The sequence below is a fragment of the Streptomyces mashuensis genome, assembly GCF_014654785.1.
GTDB classification, from domain to species: domain Bacteria; phylum Actinomycetota; class Actinomycetes; order Streptomycetales; family Streptomycetaceae; genus Streptomyces; species Streptomyces mashuensis.
This window is the reverse complement of sequence record NZ_BNBD01000003.1, coordinates 362,363-375,657: the sequence shown is the minus strand read 5'-3', so window position 1 is coordinate 375,657 and position 13,295 is coordinate 362,363. Positions and strand designations below refer to the sequence as shown.

The 13,295-nt window shown below is 74.8% G+C and carries 11 protein-coding genes; 8 read left to right on the top strand and 3 right to left on the bottom strand.

Features of this window, described 5'->3' with window-relative positions:
* Positions 1 to 35 precede the first annotated feature (35 nt).
* Entirely contained in the window at positions 36 to 2,228 is a 2,193-nt protein-coding gene (locus IE305_RS11100) for a helix-hairpin-helix domain-containing protein (protein WP_444546161.1), read from the bottom strand.
* A 227-nt stretch (positions 2,229 to 2,455) separates the two neighbouring features.
* Positions 2,456 to 3,439, bottom strand: coding sequence for an aldo/keto reductase (locus IE305_RS11095; protein WP_190129330.1), 984 nt, complete (start codon positions 3,437 to 3,439; stop codon positions 2,456 to 2,458).
* A gap of 109 nt (positions 3,440 to 3,548) precedes the next feature.
* On the opposite strand from IE305_RS11095, the gene IE305_RS11090 reads away from it, so the two are divergent.
* Together IE305_RS11090 and IE305_RS11085 are read left to right on the top strand one after the other, a co-directional pair.
* A complete protein-coding gene (locus IE305_RS11090) occupies positions 3,549 to 4,598 on the top strand; it encodes an LLM class F420-dependent oxidoreductase (protein ID WP_190129329.1) in 1,050 nt (349 codons plus the stop codon).
* A gap of 222 nt (positions 4,599 to 4,820) precedes the next feature.
* The gene (locus tag IE305_RS11085) at positions 4,821 to 5,609 is read left to right on the top strand and encodes a ferritin-like domain-containing protein (RefSeq protein WP_190129328.1); all 789 of its coding nucleotides are present in this window, start codon (positions 4,821 to 4,823) and stop codon (positions 5,607 to 5,609) included.
* Between the two features lie 22 nt (positions 5,610 to 5,631).
* On the opposite strand, the gene IE305_RS11080 is transcribed toward IE305_RS11085, so the two are convergent.
* Positions 5,632 to 6,624: a magnesium and cobalt transport protein CorA gene (locus IE305_RS11080; RefSeq protein WP_190129462.1), complete on the bottom strand. Its 993-nt coding sequence runs from the start codon at positions 6,622 to 6,624 to the stop codon at positions 5,632 to 5,634.
* Positions 6,625 to 6,716: 92 nt separating this feature from the next.
* On the opposite strand from IE305_RS11080, the gene IE305_RS11075 reads away from it, so the two are divergent.
* The 6 genes from IE305_RS11075 to IE305_RS11050 all read left to right on the top strand — a co-directional run bounded on the left by IE305_RS11075 (position 6,717) and on the right by IE305_RS11050 (position 13,280).
* Positions 6,717 to 7,403, top strand: coding sequence for a histidine phosphatase family protein (locus IE305_RS11075; protein WP_190129327.1), 687 nt, complete (start codon positions 6,717 to 6,719; stop codon positions 7,401 to 7,403).
* Positions 7,404 to 7,502: 99 nt separating this feature from the next.
* Positions 7,503 to 8,093, top strand: a complete 591-nt coding sequence (locus IE305_RS11070) for a DUF3090 domain-containing protein (protein ID WP_190129326.1) — start codon at positions 7,503 to 7,505, stop codon at positions 8,091 to 8,093.
* Positions 8,057 to 8,887, top strand: coding sequence for an SCO1664 family protein (locus IE305_RS11065; RefSeq protein ID WP_190129325.1), 831 nt, complete (start codon positions 8,057 to 8,059; stop codon positions 8,885 to 8,887). The genes IE305_RS11070 and IE305_RS11065 overlap by 37 nt, the downstream gene beginning before the upstream one ends.
* Positions 8,888 to 8,987: 100 nt before the next feature.
* Positions 8,988 to 10,217 (top strand): cysteine--1-D-myo-inosityl 2-amino-2-deoxy-alpha-D-glucopyranoside ligase, encoded by a 1,230-nt coding sequence (gene mshC / locus IE305_RS11060; protein ID WP_190129324.1) that lies wholly within the window; start codon positions 8,988 to 8,990, stop codon positions 10,215 to 10,217.
* Between the two features lie 101 nt (positions 10,218 to 10,318).
* Positions 10,319 to 12,547 carry a glycoside hydrolase family 31 protein gene (locus tag IE305_RS11055; RefSeq protein ID WP_190129323.1) on the top strand — a complete coding sequence of 743 codons (2,229 nt, stop codon included), beginning with the start codon at positions 10,319 to 10,321 and terminating at the stop codon, positions 12,545 to 12,547.
* Between the two features lie 82 nt (positions 12,548 to 12,629).
* Positions 12,630 to 13,280, top strand: a complete 651-nt coding sequence (locus IE305_RS11050) for a TetR/AcrR family transcriptional regulator (protein ID WP_190129322.1) — start codon at positions 12,630 to 12,632, stop codon at positions 13,278 to 13,280.
* The last annotated feature ends 15 nt before the right edge of the window (positions 13,281 to 13,295 follow it).

Genomic DNA, 13,295 nt, shown 5'->3' with positions numbered 1-13,295 from the left:
CGGCACCGGCACCGGTGCCGTACCGCCGCGGCGTGTCACTCCTGGCCGGCGAGCAGGGTGCGCAGGCGTGTGGTGCGCTCCTTGGCTGGGACCTCGGCGACCGCCCGGGGCAGGGCCTGGTCCACGCCCTGCACGACCGACAGGTGGCGCTCGGCCCGGCTGAAGGCCGTGTAGACCCAGTCGCGGGTCAGCGTCGCGGCCGCGTCGCCCGGCAGGACGACCACGGCGGCCGGCCAGCGCGTACCGGCGGCCTGGTGCGCGGTGACGGCCCAGCCGTGCCGGACCTCGTCGGCCACGCGGCCGGGCGGTACGACCACGGGCGTGCCCGCGCAGTCCAGCCTCAGGCCCTCGGCGTCGCCGGAGACGACCGTGCCGGGGACGGCGCGGCCGGGGGCGGGGACGTGGACGACACGGTCGCCGGCGTCGAAGCCGCCGAAGCGGCCGGGGCCGGGGTTGAGGCGCTCCTTGAGCGCGGCGTTCAGGGCGCGGGTGCCGGCGGGGCCGCCGTGGCCCGGTGTGACGACCTGGGTGCGGTCGGCGGGTACGCCGAGGGCGCGCGGGATGGAGTCGGCGACGAGCTGCACCGTGCGGTGCACGGCCTCCGCCGGCTCCCGGACGGGCACGATGAAGACCTCCTTGCCGGGGGCGTCGACGGCGGTGAGCTCACCGACACCGATGCCCGAGACGAGCTCGCCGAGCGGGCCGGGGTCGGGGGTGCGGGAGACGACGACCGGGCACGCCTTGGCGGCGAGCAGGTCGGCGAAGACCCGGCCGGGGCCGGCGGAGCGGAGCACGCCGGGGTCGCCGGAGAGGACGAGCCGGGTGCCGTCGGCGACGGACTCGACCAGCAGGGCCGCCGTCTCGACATCCAACTGCGGTGCGTCGAGCACGGCGAGGACGTCCAGGGCCAGGGTGCCGTCCTCGTCGCGGCCGGGGCCCTCGTGGCCGGAGAGCAGGCCGGCGACGGTGACGGGCTCGGGCACGCCCAGCTCGGCGAGGCGGCGCCGGCCGTCCTCGGTGTGGGCGGCGGCGCAGGCGCGCAGACCCAGCCCGGCGGCGGCCGTGACGAGGGCGGCGGGCTCGGCGCGGGCCGCTTCGCCGCCGCTGTGCGCGACGAGGCAGGCGCGGGCGGCGGCGCGGATCAGTTCGGCGGCGGACGGGGACGGCGCGGCCTCGGCGGCGGCCTCCCAGGCGTCCTGGGCGACGTCGTCGGCGGGGGTGGCGTTGACGAGCCGGGCGAGGCCGTCGGCGAGGCTCTCCTCGGCCATGGCCCACCGGTCGAGCCCGAGCAGGAGCCGCACGGCGTCCTCCTCGTCCTCCTCGCCCCCTTCCCGGAAGACGAGGACGGCGCCGTCGGCGATGGCGTCGTGCAGCGCGGCCTCGGCGTCGGGTACGGAGAGCCGGCCCAGCTCGGTACGGACGGTGGCGGCGTCGACGGCGGTGTGCCCGGCGAGGGCGGCGCGGTCGAGCAGCCAGGCGACCAGGGCGCGCGACCGCCGCTCGTCCCCGGGCCCGCACGCGTCGCCGAGCAGGGCCCGGGCGAACCCGTCGGCCTGCTCGGGCCGCACCCCGGCCACGGAGAGGAGCCGCCACGGGTCCTCGCGGAGCGCGTCGGCGGCGTCCTCACCGAGCGCCTCGGCGACCGCCGCCGCGAGGCGCTCGGGCGCGCCGCCGGCGGCGAGCACCTCGCGCAGCCCGGCGCTGGGCTCGATACGGGCGGCAGGCCGCGGCGCGGCGGGGACGACCGGCCGCGGGGCGGGCGCGGCGGGGCGCCGCGCGGGGGCGGCGGGCCTGGGCTCGTTGAAGAACGAAGCCGCGGACCGCTCCCCGCTCTCCACGGCCCGCACGGCAGCGGCGAGAGCGGCGGCGACGGGGTTGGCGGGCCGCGAGGGGACGTCGCCCTCGGGGGAGGGGCCGGCCGCGGGGGCGGTCGGCGCGGCGGGCTCACCCGTGCCGTCGCCCGGCACGGCGGGCTCGCTCGGAGCGGCGTTGTCCGGTCCGGTGCGGCCGGCGGGGGCCGCGGCTGCCGCGACCGGCTCGGCACCGCCGTGTTCCGCACCGGCGTGCGAGGGGGTGCTGGGCTCGCCGGCGCCGTCGCCTGGCACGGCGGGCTCGTTCGGTACGGCCGCGCCGGTTCCGGGCGTGCCTGGCGCGGCCGGCTCGGCGCCGCCCTGCTCCGCCTCGCCGCGCGAGGGGGTGCTGGGCTCGCCCGCGCCGTCGCCCGGCACGGCGGGCTCGCTCGGTACGGCCGCGCCGGTTCCGGGCGTGACTGGCGCGACCGGCTCGGTACCGGCATGCTCCGCTCCGTCGTGCGGAGCCGCGCCGGGCTCGTCCCCGGCCGCCCGACGGGCCTCGCCGGTGGCGCCGGGTGCGTTCTCCCCGGCGGCGGGGCCGCCGGGCGCGGTGCCCTCGTGCGGGGGCGCGGGGTTGCCGGGGGCGCCCGGGGCGTCCGTCGTCACAGCGTGCTCCAGTCCTGGTCGGGGTAGCGGTGCACCGGCGCCGAGACGTCGTCCAGCGCGCGGCAGATCTCGTCCGGAAGCGTAAGGGTCTCCACTGACAGTGCCGCCCTGAGCTGCTGGGCGGTGCGGGCGCCCAGGAGCGGGGCGGTGACGCCCGGGCGGTCGCGGACCCAGGCCAGGGCGATGTGGAGGGGGGTGGTGGCCAGGCCGTCGGCCGCCGTGCCGACCGCGTCGACGACGCGGCGTGCCGTCTCGTCAAGATAGGGGGCGACGAACGGCGCCAGGTACTCCGACGCGCCCCGGGAGCCGGCCGGCGTGGCGTGCCGGTACTTGCCGGTGAGCACGCCGCGGCCCAGCGGGGACGCCGGCAGCACGCCCACGCCCAGGTCGAGCGCGGCCGGCAGCACCTCGCGCTCGATGCCGCGCTGGAGCAGCGAGTACTCCATCTGCGTGCACGCGATCCGGGTGCGCCGGGCCGGCTCGGCCAGCTGCCACGTCGCGGCCTTGGCCAGCTGCCAGCCGCAGAAGCCGAAGACGCCGGCGTAGCGGGCGCGGCCGCTGCTGACCGCGAGGTCGACGGCCTGGAGGGTCTCCTCCAGCGGCGTGCGGTCGTCGAAGGCGTGCAGCTGCCAGACGTCGACGTGGTCCGTGCCCAGCCGTTCCAGTGATGCGTCCAGCGCCGCCAGCAGGTGGCCGCGCGAGCAGTCCACGCGCCGGTGCGGGTCCAGCACGCTGCCGGCCTTGGTGGCGATGACGAGGTCGCGGCGCGGCACGAGGCCGTCGAGCAGCCGGCCCAGGAGCAGCTCCGCGCCGCCGTCGGCGTAGACGTCGGCCGTGTCGACGAGCGTGCCGCCCGCCTCCCAGAACGTTCTGAGCAGTTCGGCCGCCTCGCGTTCCCCCGTGTCCCGGCCCCACGTGAGGGTGCCCAGCCCGAGCCGGGACACCCGCAGGCCCGTACGGCCGAGGTGCCTTTGTTCCATGACCGGCGAGCCTATCCCCGGGCCCACCGCCCCCGGCCGGTGACGTACCCGGGCCCCGCGCGCTAGAGTCCCCGCAACGACGACGTTACTGATCAGTAAGGGGTGTGGCATGCGGCTCGGAATCAACCTCGGCTACTGGGGTGCCGGGATGGACGCGGACAATCTCGCGGTCGCCCGCGAGGCCGACCGGCTCGGCTACGCGGTGTGCTGGGCCGCCGAGGCGTACGGTTCCGACGCGCCCACCGTGCTGTCGTGGGTCGCCGCCCAGACCGAGCGGATCGACGTGGGCTCCGCCATCTTCCAGATCCCCGCCCGCACCCCCACCATGACCGCGATGACCGCCGCCACCCTGGACTCCCTCTCCGGCGGCCGCTTCCGCCTGGGCCTGGGCGTCTCCGGCCCGCAGGTCTCCGAGGGCTGGTACGGCGTGAAGTTCGACAAGCCCCTCGCCCGCACCCGCGAGTACGTCGAGATCATCCGCAAGGCCATGTCCCGGGAGCGCGTCGCCCACGACGGCGAGCACTGGACGCTGCCGCTGCCCGGCGGCCCCGGCAAGCCGCTGAAGCTCACCGTCCACCCCGTGCGTGAGCACATCCCGCTGTACATCGCCGCCATCGGCCCGAAGAACCTGGAGCAGACCGGCGAGATCGCCGACGGCGCGCTGCTCGTCTTCTTCGCCCCCGAGCACGCCGAGGAGACCACCCTCGCCCCGCTCCGCGCCGGCCGCGAGAAGGCCGGGAAGACGATGGACGGCTTCGACCTCGTCCCCACCGTGCCCATCGCCGTCGGCGACGACGTCGACGGCCTCGCCGACGTCTTCCGCCCCTACACCGCCCTCTACGTCGGCGGCATGGGCAGCGCGAAGCAGAACTTCTACAACAAGCTGGCGCGCCGCATGGGCTATGAGAAGGAGGCCGCCGAGATCCAGGAGAAGTACCTCGCCGGCGACAAGAAGGGCGCCGCGGCCGCCGTGCCGCGCCAGCTGATCGACTCCACCGCGCTCATCGGCCCCGTCGACCGCATCGCCGACCGGATGCGCGCCTACGCCGACGCCGGCGTCACCACCCTCTCGCTGGCCCCGGCCGGCTTCACCCTCGACGAGCGCATCGCCACGCTGCGCGCGGCCGTCGACGCCGTGGAGCGGGCCGGCCTGGCCTGACGCCCGAACAGTCCTTCGGCCGTGGTGGGGGCTCGGGGTGGACTTCCCCGCCACGGCCGACACCGAGCACAACGCCCCGCCGCGCCCGGGGTTACGCCCCGGCCGGCCAATCCCCTCCGGCCTCCCCCGGCCGTTCGCCTCCTCCGTTCGGGTCAGCGCGCCCCCGCCTCCGATTGCGCCCCGCCCCGCCAGGCGATCGAGTGTGGCTGTGGAGGTGAGGCCATGCTCTCGGCCCGGAGTCTGTTCCAGGAGATCCTCGACGACGACGAGGCGTTCCGGCTGTTCTGCTCCATCGCCGCCGGCGGCGAGGCACAGGGCGGCTGGGAGAACGGCCGTATCGCCGCCCTTGTGCCCGCCTCGCTGCGCCACCTCGCCCCCAGGATCGCCCGGCACGGCGCCGACGAGGACAAGCACGGCCGCATCTTCACCGCCCTGCTGCGCAAGCGCGGCCTGGAACCCGTCGAGGTCCCGGCCGACACCGACTACACCATGATCCTCGAACGCCGCGGCATCGGCCTGCCCCACCGCAAGCTGCGCTCCGACGCCCCGCTGACCGAGCGGGACATCGTCGTCTACCTCACCCACAGCCGCGTCACCGAACAGCGCGCCGCCGAGCAGATGGACATGCTCACCACCCACTTCGGCGACCACCCCGAGGTCGGCCGGGCCGTCCGCATGATCCGCGAGGACGAGACCAACCACCTCGCCTACTGCCACGAGGAACTGCTGCGCCTGGCCGGCGCCGGCCACGGCCGCACCATCCGCGCCCTGCTGCACACCAGCGCCCTCGCCGAGGCCCGCGTGTACCGCGACGTCAGCCTTGCGGTCACCGCCCGCATGGGCCGCATCCTGCGCTGGTCCCCGGCCAAGTCGGCGGCGCTGCGGGCCGGCATCCACGCCGTTTACGCGTACGAACGCCTCGGCGGCCGGCGCCGCATGGTCACCCTCACCATGCCCGAGCGGCGCGATGCGCTCGGCGGGCCCGCCACGCCCGAGCCCGAGTTCGCCTAGGGGGCCGTACGCCGGTCGTACGTCAGAGCCAGCCGCGCCGCTTGAACGTGCGGTACAGCCACCACACCAGCCCACCCATCAGCACCACCGCCGACGGGTACCCCCACGGCTGCCGCAGCTCCGGCATGTGCGTGAAGTTCATCCCGTAGATGCCCGCGATCATCGTCGGCACGGCCGCCATGGCCGCCCACGCCGAGATCTTCCGCATGTCGTCGTTCTGCTGCACCCCCATCTGCGCCAGGTGCGCCGAGAGGATGTCCGTCAGCAGCCGGTCCAGGCCCTCCACCGCCTCGTTGGCGCGCGTCAGGTGGTCGCCGACGTCCCGGAAGAACGGCCGAGCCCGCTCGTCGACGAACGGCAGCCGCGCCGACGCCAGCCGGGCCAGCGGATCGGCCAGCGGCAGCGTGGCCCGCCGGAACTCCACCAGCTGACGCTTGAACGAGTAGATCCGCGACGCCGTGTGCCGGGTGTCGGTGCCCAGCGGGGCGAAGACGTCCGCCTCCAGCTCGTCCAGGTCCGCCTGGAGCAGCCCCGCCACGTCCGTGTACTGGTCCACCACCGCGTCGCTCACCGCGTACAGCACCGCCGTCGGCCCGTGCGCCAGCAGCTCCGGGTCCTCCTCCAGCCGCCGCCGCACGCCCGACAGCGGGCTGCCCGCGCCGTGCCGCACCGTCACCACGAACGAGTCGCCGAGGAACAGCATCAGCTCGCCCGTGGTGACCGTGTCGGCCGCGTCGTCGTACACCACCGGCTTCAGGACCACGAACAACGAGTCGTCGTAGACCTCCAGCTTCGGCCGCTGGTGCGCGTTGAGGGCGTCCTCCACCGCCAGCGGATGCAGCCGGAACTCGCTGGTGACCAGCTCGAACTCCTTCTCCGTGGGTTCGTGCAGCCCGATCCACAGGAAGGCGTCCCGCGACGCCCGCGCCTCGTCCAGCGCGTCGGAGAAGTCCGCGGCGCCCTCGGTGCGGTGCCCGTCCCGGTAAATGGCACAGTCCACGATCACGTGGGGCAGTCTTCCACGCCAGGCCGCCGTCACACCTGTCCCATCCGCTGTCCCGTCCGCCGTTCCGTCCACCGCCGTGTGCGCCGTCGTACGCTGCTGCCATGCCCACGCTGATCCTGGTCCGGCACGGCCGGTCCACCGCCAACACCGCGGGGGTGCTCGCCGGCCGGACCCCCGGCGTGGCACTGGACGAGCGCGGCGCCGCCCAGGCCGCCGCCCTGCCCGGCCGGCTCGCGGGCGTGCCCCTCGCCGCCGCCGTCACCAGCCCCCTCCAGCGCTGCCGCGAGACCCTCGCCCCGCTCCTCGCCGCCCGTCCCGGGCTGCCGCTGCACACCGACGACCGCGTCGGCGAGGTCCACTACGGCGACTGGTCCGGCCGCAAGCTCGCCGAACTCGCCGGTGAACCCCTCTGGGAGGTCGTCCAGCGCCACCCCTCCGCCGCCGTCTTCCCCGCCGGCGAGTCCCTGCGCGACGTCCAGGCCCGCGCCGTGGCCGCCGTACGCGACTGGAACGACCGGATCGAGCGCGAGCACGGCCCCGACGCCCGCTACCTGGTGTGCACCCACGGCGACATCGTCAAGTCCGTCGTCGCCGACGCGCTCGGCCTCCACCTCGACCACTTCCAGCGCATCACCGCCGACCCCTGCTCCGTGACTGCCATCCGCTATACCCGGCTCCGCCCCTACCTGCTGCGCCTCGGCGACACCGGCGACCTGTCGGCCCTGGCGCCCGCCGCGGACCCCGCCGGCGGGGACGCCGCCGTCGGCGGTGGCGCGGGAGCACCGTGATCGACGTCCGCAGTAGGGTGGTGACGCGGGACCGGCCGGGCCGTCGCCCCTGACACCCCTGATCCCGCACCGCACCCACCGACCCCATGGAGCAGGACGTTGTCCCGTCAGGTGTTCCTCTACGACCCGCCCGACCGGTTCGTGGCCGGCACGGTCGGGCTGCCGGGCCGCCGCACGTTCTTCCTGCAGGCGACCGCCGCCGGCCGGGTCACCAGCGTGGCCCTGGAGAAGGCCCAGGTCGCCGCGCTCGCCGAACGCATCGACGAACTGCTGGACGAAGTGGTGCGGCGCACCGGCGGCAGCGCACCCGTGCCGGCCGTCGCGCCCGTCGAGTTCGCCGACACCGCCCCGCTCGACACGCCCGTCGAGGCGGAGTTCCGGGTCGGCACCATGGCCCTGGCCTGGGACGGCGAGAGCCAGCGCATGGTGGTGGAGGCCCAGGCGCTCGTCGAGCTGGAGGCCGAGACGGACGAGGACCTCGCCGAGGCGGAGGAACGGCTGCTGCACGACGAGCAGAACGGCCCGCCCATGCTGCGCGTGCGGCTGACCGGCACGATGGCGCGGGCCTTCGCCAAGCGCGCCATGGAGGTCGTCAACGCCGGCCGCCCGCCGTGCCCGCTGTGCAGTCTGCCGCTCGACCCGGAGGGACACGTATGTCCGCGCCAGAACGGATACCGTCGCGGAGCGTGACCCCGCACGAGCTGCTGGCCAAGGGCGAGCTCACGGTGCGCGGCCAGGTCCGCGAGGCGTCCAACGCGGTCCTGTACTGCACCGTCGAGCACGAGGGCGTGAGCGCCGCCTGCGTCTACAAGCCGGTGGCCGGTGAGCGGCCGTTGTGGGACTTCCCCGACGGCACGCTGGCCCAGCGCGAGGTGGCCGCCTACGAGCTGTCGGAGGCCATGGGGTGGGGCCTGATCCCGCCCACGGTCTACCGCGAGGACGGGCCCTACGGGCCGGGCATGTGCCAGCTGTGGATAGAGGCCACGGCCGAGGGGCCGGAGGAGCCGCTGCTCGCCCTGGTCGAGGGCGACGACCCGGGGCCCGGCTGGAAGGCCGTCGGCTACGCGGAGGTCGGCGAGAACCGTACGGCCCTGCTGGTGCACGCGGACGACGAACGGCTGCGGCGGCTGGCGGTGCTCGACGCGGTGATCAACAACGGTGACCGCAAGGGCGGCCACCTGCTGCCGGCCGCGGACGGGCGGCTCTACGCGATCGACCACGGCGTGACGTTCAACGCGGACGACAAGCTGCGGACGTTGCTGTGGGGGTGGGCGGGGGAGCCGTTGCCGGAGGAGGCGATGGAGGCGTTGCGGCGACTTTCGGCCAATCTGGCCGAGGGTTCGCCCCTGGCCGTGCGCCTGGCGGAGTTGATCTCCGTCGCGGAGATCGACGCGCTGCGGGAACGGGTGGCGGAGCTTCTGCGCACCGGGCGCCACCGTGAGCCGAGCGGGGCGTGGCCCGCGATCCCCTGGCCGCCGGTGTAGGGGGACGGCCCCAGGGGCCCGGCGTGGCGCAAGAGCGCCTGTTCGGCCAAAGGCCGGATCCGGTTCGTATCCGGAACATGCGTCCGGTTACGCTCGGGGCATGCATGCCTGGCCCGCTTCTGAGGTGCCCGCCCTGCCCGGCAAGGGCCGCGACCTCCGGATCCACGACACCGCGACCGGCGAGCGAGTGACCCTCGCCCCCGGTCCCGTCGCCCGTCTCTACGTGTGCGGCATCACGCCCTACGACGCCACCCACATCGGACACGCGGCGACCTACAACGCGTTCGACCTCGTGCAGCGCGTGTGGCTCGACACCAAGCGGCAGGTGCACTACGTCCAGAACGTCACCGACATCGACGACCCGCTGCTGGAGCGGGCCGTGCGCGACGGCGAGGACTGGACCGCCCTCGCCGAGCGCGAGACCGCCCTCTTCCGCGAGGACATGACCGCCCTGCGCATGCTGCCCCCGCAGCACTACATCGGCGCGGTCGAGTCGATACCGAAGATCGTCCCCCTCGTCGAGCGGCTGCGCGACGCCGGTGCCGCCTACGAGCTCGACGGCGACATCTACTTCTCCGTCGCCTCCGACCCGCACTTCGGCGGCGTCTCGCACCTCGACGCCGAGGCCATGAAGCTGCTCTCGGCCGAGCGCGGCGGCGACCCCGACCGCCCCGGCAAGAAGAACCCCGTCGACCCCATGCTGTGGATGGCCGCCCGTCCGGGCGAGCCCAGCTGGGACGGCGCCTCCCTGGGCCCCGGCCGCCCCGGCTGGCACATCGAGTGCGTCGCCATCGCCCTGGAGCACCTGGGCATGGGCTTCGACGTGCAGGGCGGCGGCTCCGACCTGATCTTCCCGCACCACGAGATGGGCGCCTCGCACGCCCAGGCCCTCACCGGCGAGCACCCGTTCGCCAAGAGCTACGTGCACGCCGGCCTGGTCGCCCTCGACGGCGAGAAGATGTCCAAGTCCCGGGGCAACCTCGTCTTCGTCTCGGCGCTGCGCCGCCAGGGCGTCGACCCGGCCGCCATCCGGCTGGCGCTGCTCGCGCACCACTACCGCGCCGACTGGGAGTGGACCGACGCGGTGCTGGAGGAGGCCGTGGCGCGCCTGGACCGCTGGCGCGCGGCCGTCTCCCGGCCCGACGGGCCGTCCGCCGACGCCCTGGTCGAGGAGATCCGCGAGGCCATGGCCGACGACCTCGACGCCCCGGCCGCGCTCGCCGCGGTCGACCGCTGGGCCGCCGCCCAGGCGGAGACCGGCGGCGCCGACACCGGCGCGCCGGGCCTGGTGTCGCGGGCCGTGGACGCCCTCCTCGGCGTCGCGCTGTGACCGTGTGACGAACGGGGCGTGCGGCCCGTGGACAGAAGTCCACGGGCCGCACGCCTTCCGTCCATGGCCCTCCGCCGGGCGGGCGCGCTAAGCACCCGCCCATGAGACGTTTCAGGTGCAGAACGGCGCTCGCCGCCGCTCTCCTCGGGCTCCTCGCCCCGCTCGCCGGCCCGTCCGGCACCGCGCGGGCCCAGTTCCCGGACCAGAAGGAACAGCAGGAACGGACCGTCGGCGACGTCACCGGCTTCTCCACCGCCGGCCCCGTCTTCCATCTGCGGGCCGGCGAGGCCGCCGCCCGCGTCACGTTCGTCGCCGCCGACACCGTACGGGTCGAGCTGGCGCCCGACGGCAGGTTCACCGACCCCACGGGCAAGGACATCGTCCTGCCGCAGGGGCCGCCGCCGCCCACGCGGTGGCGCGACCGCGGCGACCGCTACGAGCTCAGCAGCCCCGCCCTGACCCTGCGCGCCTACAAGAGCCCGCTGCGCTTCGCCCTGCACCGGGCCGACGGCAGTCTGCTGTGGGCGGAGACCAAGGGCCTGACGTGGAGCGCCGACCGGACCGTGCAGACCCTCGCACGCGGCGCCGCCGAGCAGTTCTACGGCGCCGGCATGCAGAACGGGCGCGGCAACACCTCGCACCGCGGCCGGACCGTGGAGGTGGGCGTCGACTACAACTGGGACGACGGCGGCCACCCCAACTCCGTGCCCTTCTACCTCTCCTCCGCCGGCTACGGCGTCTACCGCAACACCTACGCACCCAACACCTACTCCTTCGGCGACCCGGTGACCACCACGGCCCGCGAGCGCCGCTTCGACGCGTACTACGTGGCCGGCCGTACGCCCAAGGAGGTCGTCGGCCGCTACACCAAGCTGACGGGCCGTCCGTTCCTGCCGCCGCTGTACGGCCTGGAGATCGGCGACTCCGACTGCTACCTGCACAACAAGAACCGCGGCGAGCGCCGCACCCTCGACGCGCTGAAGGTCGCCGACGGCTACGTGGAGCACGACCTGCCGCTGGGCTGGATGCTCGTCAACGACGGCTACGGCTGCGGCTACGAGAACCTGGCCGAGGTGAACCGGGGCCTCGCCGGCCGCAAGGCCGCCATGGGCCTGTGGACCGAGGACGGCCTCGGCAAGCTGGCCGACCAGGTCAAGGCGGGGCAGCGGGTGGCGAAGCTCGACGTGGCCTGGGTCGGCGACGGCTACAAGTTCGCCCTCGACGGCTGCAAGGACGCCTACCGGGGCATCGAGGACAACAGCGACGCCCGCGGCTTCACCTGGGCCCCCGAGAGCTGGGCCGGTGCCCAGCGGTGCGGCGTGCAGTGGTCGGGCGACCAGAAGGGCTCGTGGGAGTACATCCGCTGGCAGATCCCCACCTATGCGGGCGCCACGATGTCCGGCCTGGCGTACACCACCGGTGACGTCGACGGCATCTTCGGCGGCAGCCCGAAGACGTACGTCCGCGACCTCCAGTGGAAGGCGTTCCTGCCGGCCGTGATGACGATGGACGGCTGGGCGCCCAGCGACAAGCAGCCCTGGCGGTACGGCGAGCCGTACACGTCCGTCAACCGCAAGTACCTCAAGCTCAAGGAGGCGCTGCTGCCGTACATGTACAGCTACGCCGCCGAGGCGGCCCGTACGGGCGTCGGCCCGGTCCGGCCGCTCGCGCTGGAGTACCCCGGCGACCCGAAGGCCGCGACCGAGGCCGCCAAGTACGAGTTCCTGTCGGGGGAGTACTTCCTCGTCGCGCCCGTGTACCGGGACAGCGAGGTGCGGGACGGCATCTATCTGCCCGAGGGCACCTGGACCGACTACTGGACCGGCCGCCGCTACGAGGGCCCGACGACCGTCGACGGCTACCGGGCCCCGCTGGACACGCTGCCGTTGTTCGTGAAGGCCGGCGCGAACATCCCCATGTGGCCGGGCGGCATCCGCTCCCACCGGGACCGCACCGCCGGCTCGCCGCTGGCCTGGGACGTGTACCCGGCGGCCGGCACCTCGGCGTTCACGCTCTACGAGGACGACGGCGTCACGCGCGAGCACCGCACCGGCGCGTACGCCGAGCAGACGCTCACCACCCGGACGACGGACGAGGGCGTCACCCTCGAACTCGGCCCGTCCCGCGGCACGTTCCGGGGCAAGCAGGCGGAGCGTCCCTACGAGTTCACCGTCCACACGGGCGGGGCGCCCGGGCGGGTGCTCCTGGACGGCCGTGAGTTGCCGGCCGGCCAGTGGTCGTACGACCCGGCCGACCGGGGCGGCGTCGTGCACGTGACGACACCCGCCCGCCCGACGGACCGGCCCCTCTCGCTGGTCCTGGCCCACTGACGCTTCACCGGCTACGGAGACACGCGTAGCTCAACTACGCAATGTCTTGCTCGGCCAAGCAAAAAGCTCTACCGTCTTGCTCATGCAAGCAAAGATCAGTGCGGACGAGCAGGACTCCGGCGGGCCCGCCGCCGCGCCGCCCCGGACGTTCACCGAGGCGGCCCGGCGGGCCCAGATCGTCGACGCCGCCATCGAGGTGATCGCGGACGAGGGGTACGCCAAGGCGACCTACGCGCGCATCGCCCGCCGCGCCGGCCTCAGCAGCACGGGGATGATCTCGTACCACTTCGCCGGCAAGGCCGACCTCATGCGGGAGGTCGTCGCCGAGGTCATGCGGGTCGCCGACGGCTACATGCGGCCCCGCATCGAGGCGCAGCCCACCGCCGCCGGCCGGCTCCGCGCCCACATCGAGTCCAACCTCGAACTGCTCGGCGCCCACCCCAAGCACCTGCCCGCCCTGCTCCAGGTGCTGGCACAGGCCCGGGGCGACGAGCCGTGGCAGCAGGAGTTCGCCGCCGAGATGGGCGGCCTCGTCGACCGCGTCGCCGAGGCGCTCGCCAGGGCCCAGGAGGCCGGCGAGTTCGGCGACTTCGACCCCTGGGTGATGGCCATGGCGATCCGCGGCGCCGTCGACGCCGTCGTCAGCCGCGTGGCCGGGGGCGCCGCGATCGACGTGGCCGCCTGCGGCCGCGAACTGGCGGACCTGTTCGACCGCGCCACCCGCAAGGCGTAGACCGGCGTTCCACAA

Coding starts and splice junctions, on each gene's coding strand:
- IE305_RS11095 (WP_190129330.1), bottom strand. CDS start 3,439: ATGGAACAAAGGCACCTCGGCCGTACGGGCCTGCGGGTGTCCCGGCTC.
- IE305_RS11090 (WP_190129329.1), top strand. CDS start 3,549: ATGCGGCTCGGAATCAACCTCGGCTACTGGGGTGCCGGGATGGACGCG.
- IE305_RS11085 (WP_190129328.1), top strand. CDS start 4,821: ATGCTCTCGGCCCGGAGTCTGTTCCAGGAGATCCTCGACGACGACGAG.
- IE305_RS11075 (WP_190129327.1), top strand. CDS start 6,717: ATGCCCACGCTGATCCTGGTCCGGCACGGCCGGTCCACCGCCAACACC.
- IE305_RS11065 (WP_190129325.1), top strand. CDS start 8,057: ATGTCCGCGCCAGAACGGATACCGTCGCGGAGCGTGACCCCGCACGAG.
- mshC (WP_190129324.1), top strand. CDS start 8,988: ATGCATGCCTGGCCCGCTTCTGAGGTGCCCGCCCTGCCCGGCAAGGGC.
- IE305_RS11055 (WP_190129323.1), top strand. CDS start 10,319: ATGAGACGTTTCAGGTGCAGAACGGCGCTCGCCGCCGCTCTCCTCGGG.
- IE305_RS11050 (WP_190129322.1), top strand. CDS start 12,630: ATGCAAGCAAAGATCAGTGCGGACGAGCAGGACTCCGGCGGGCCCGCC.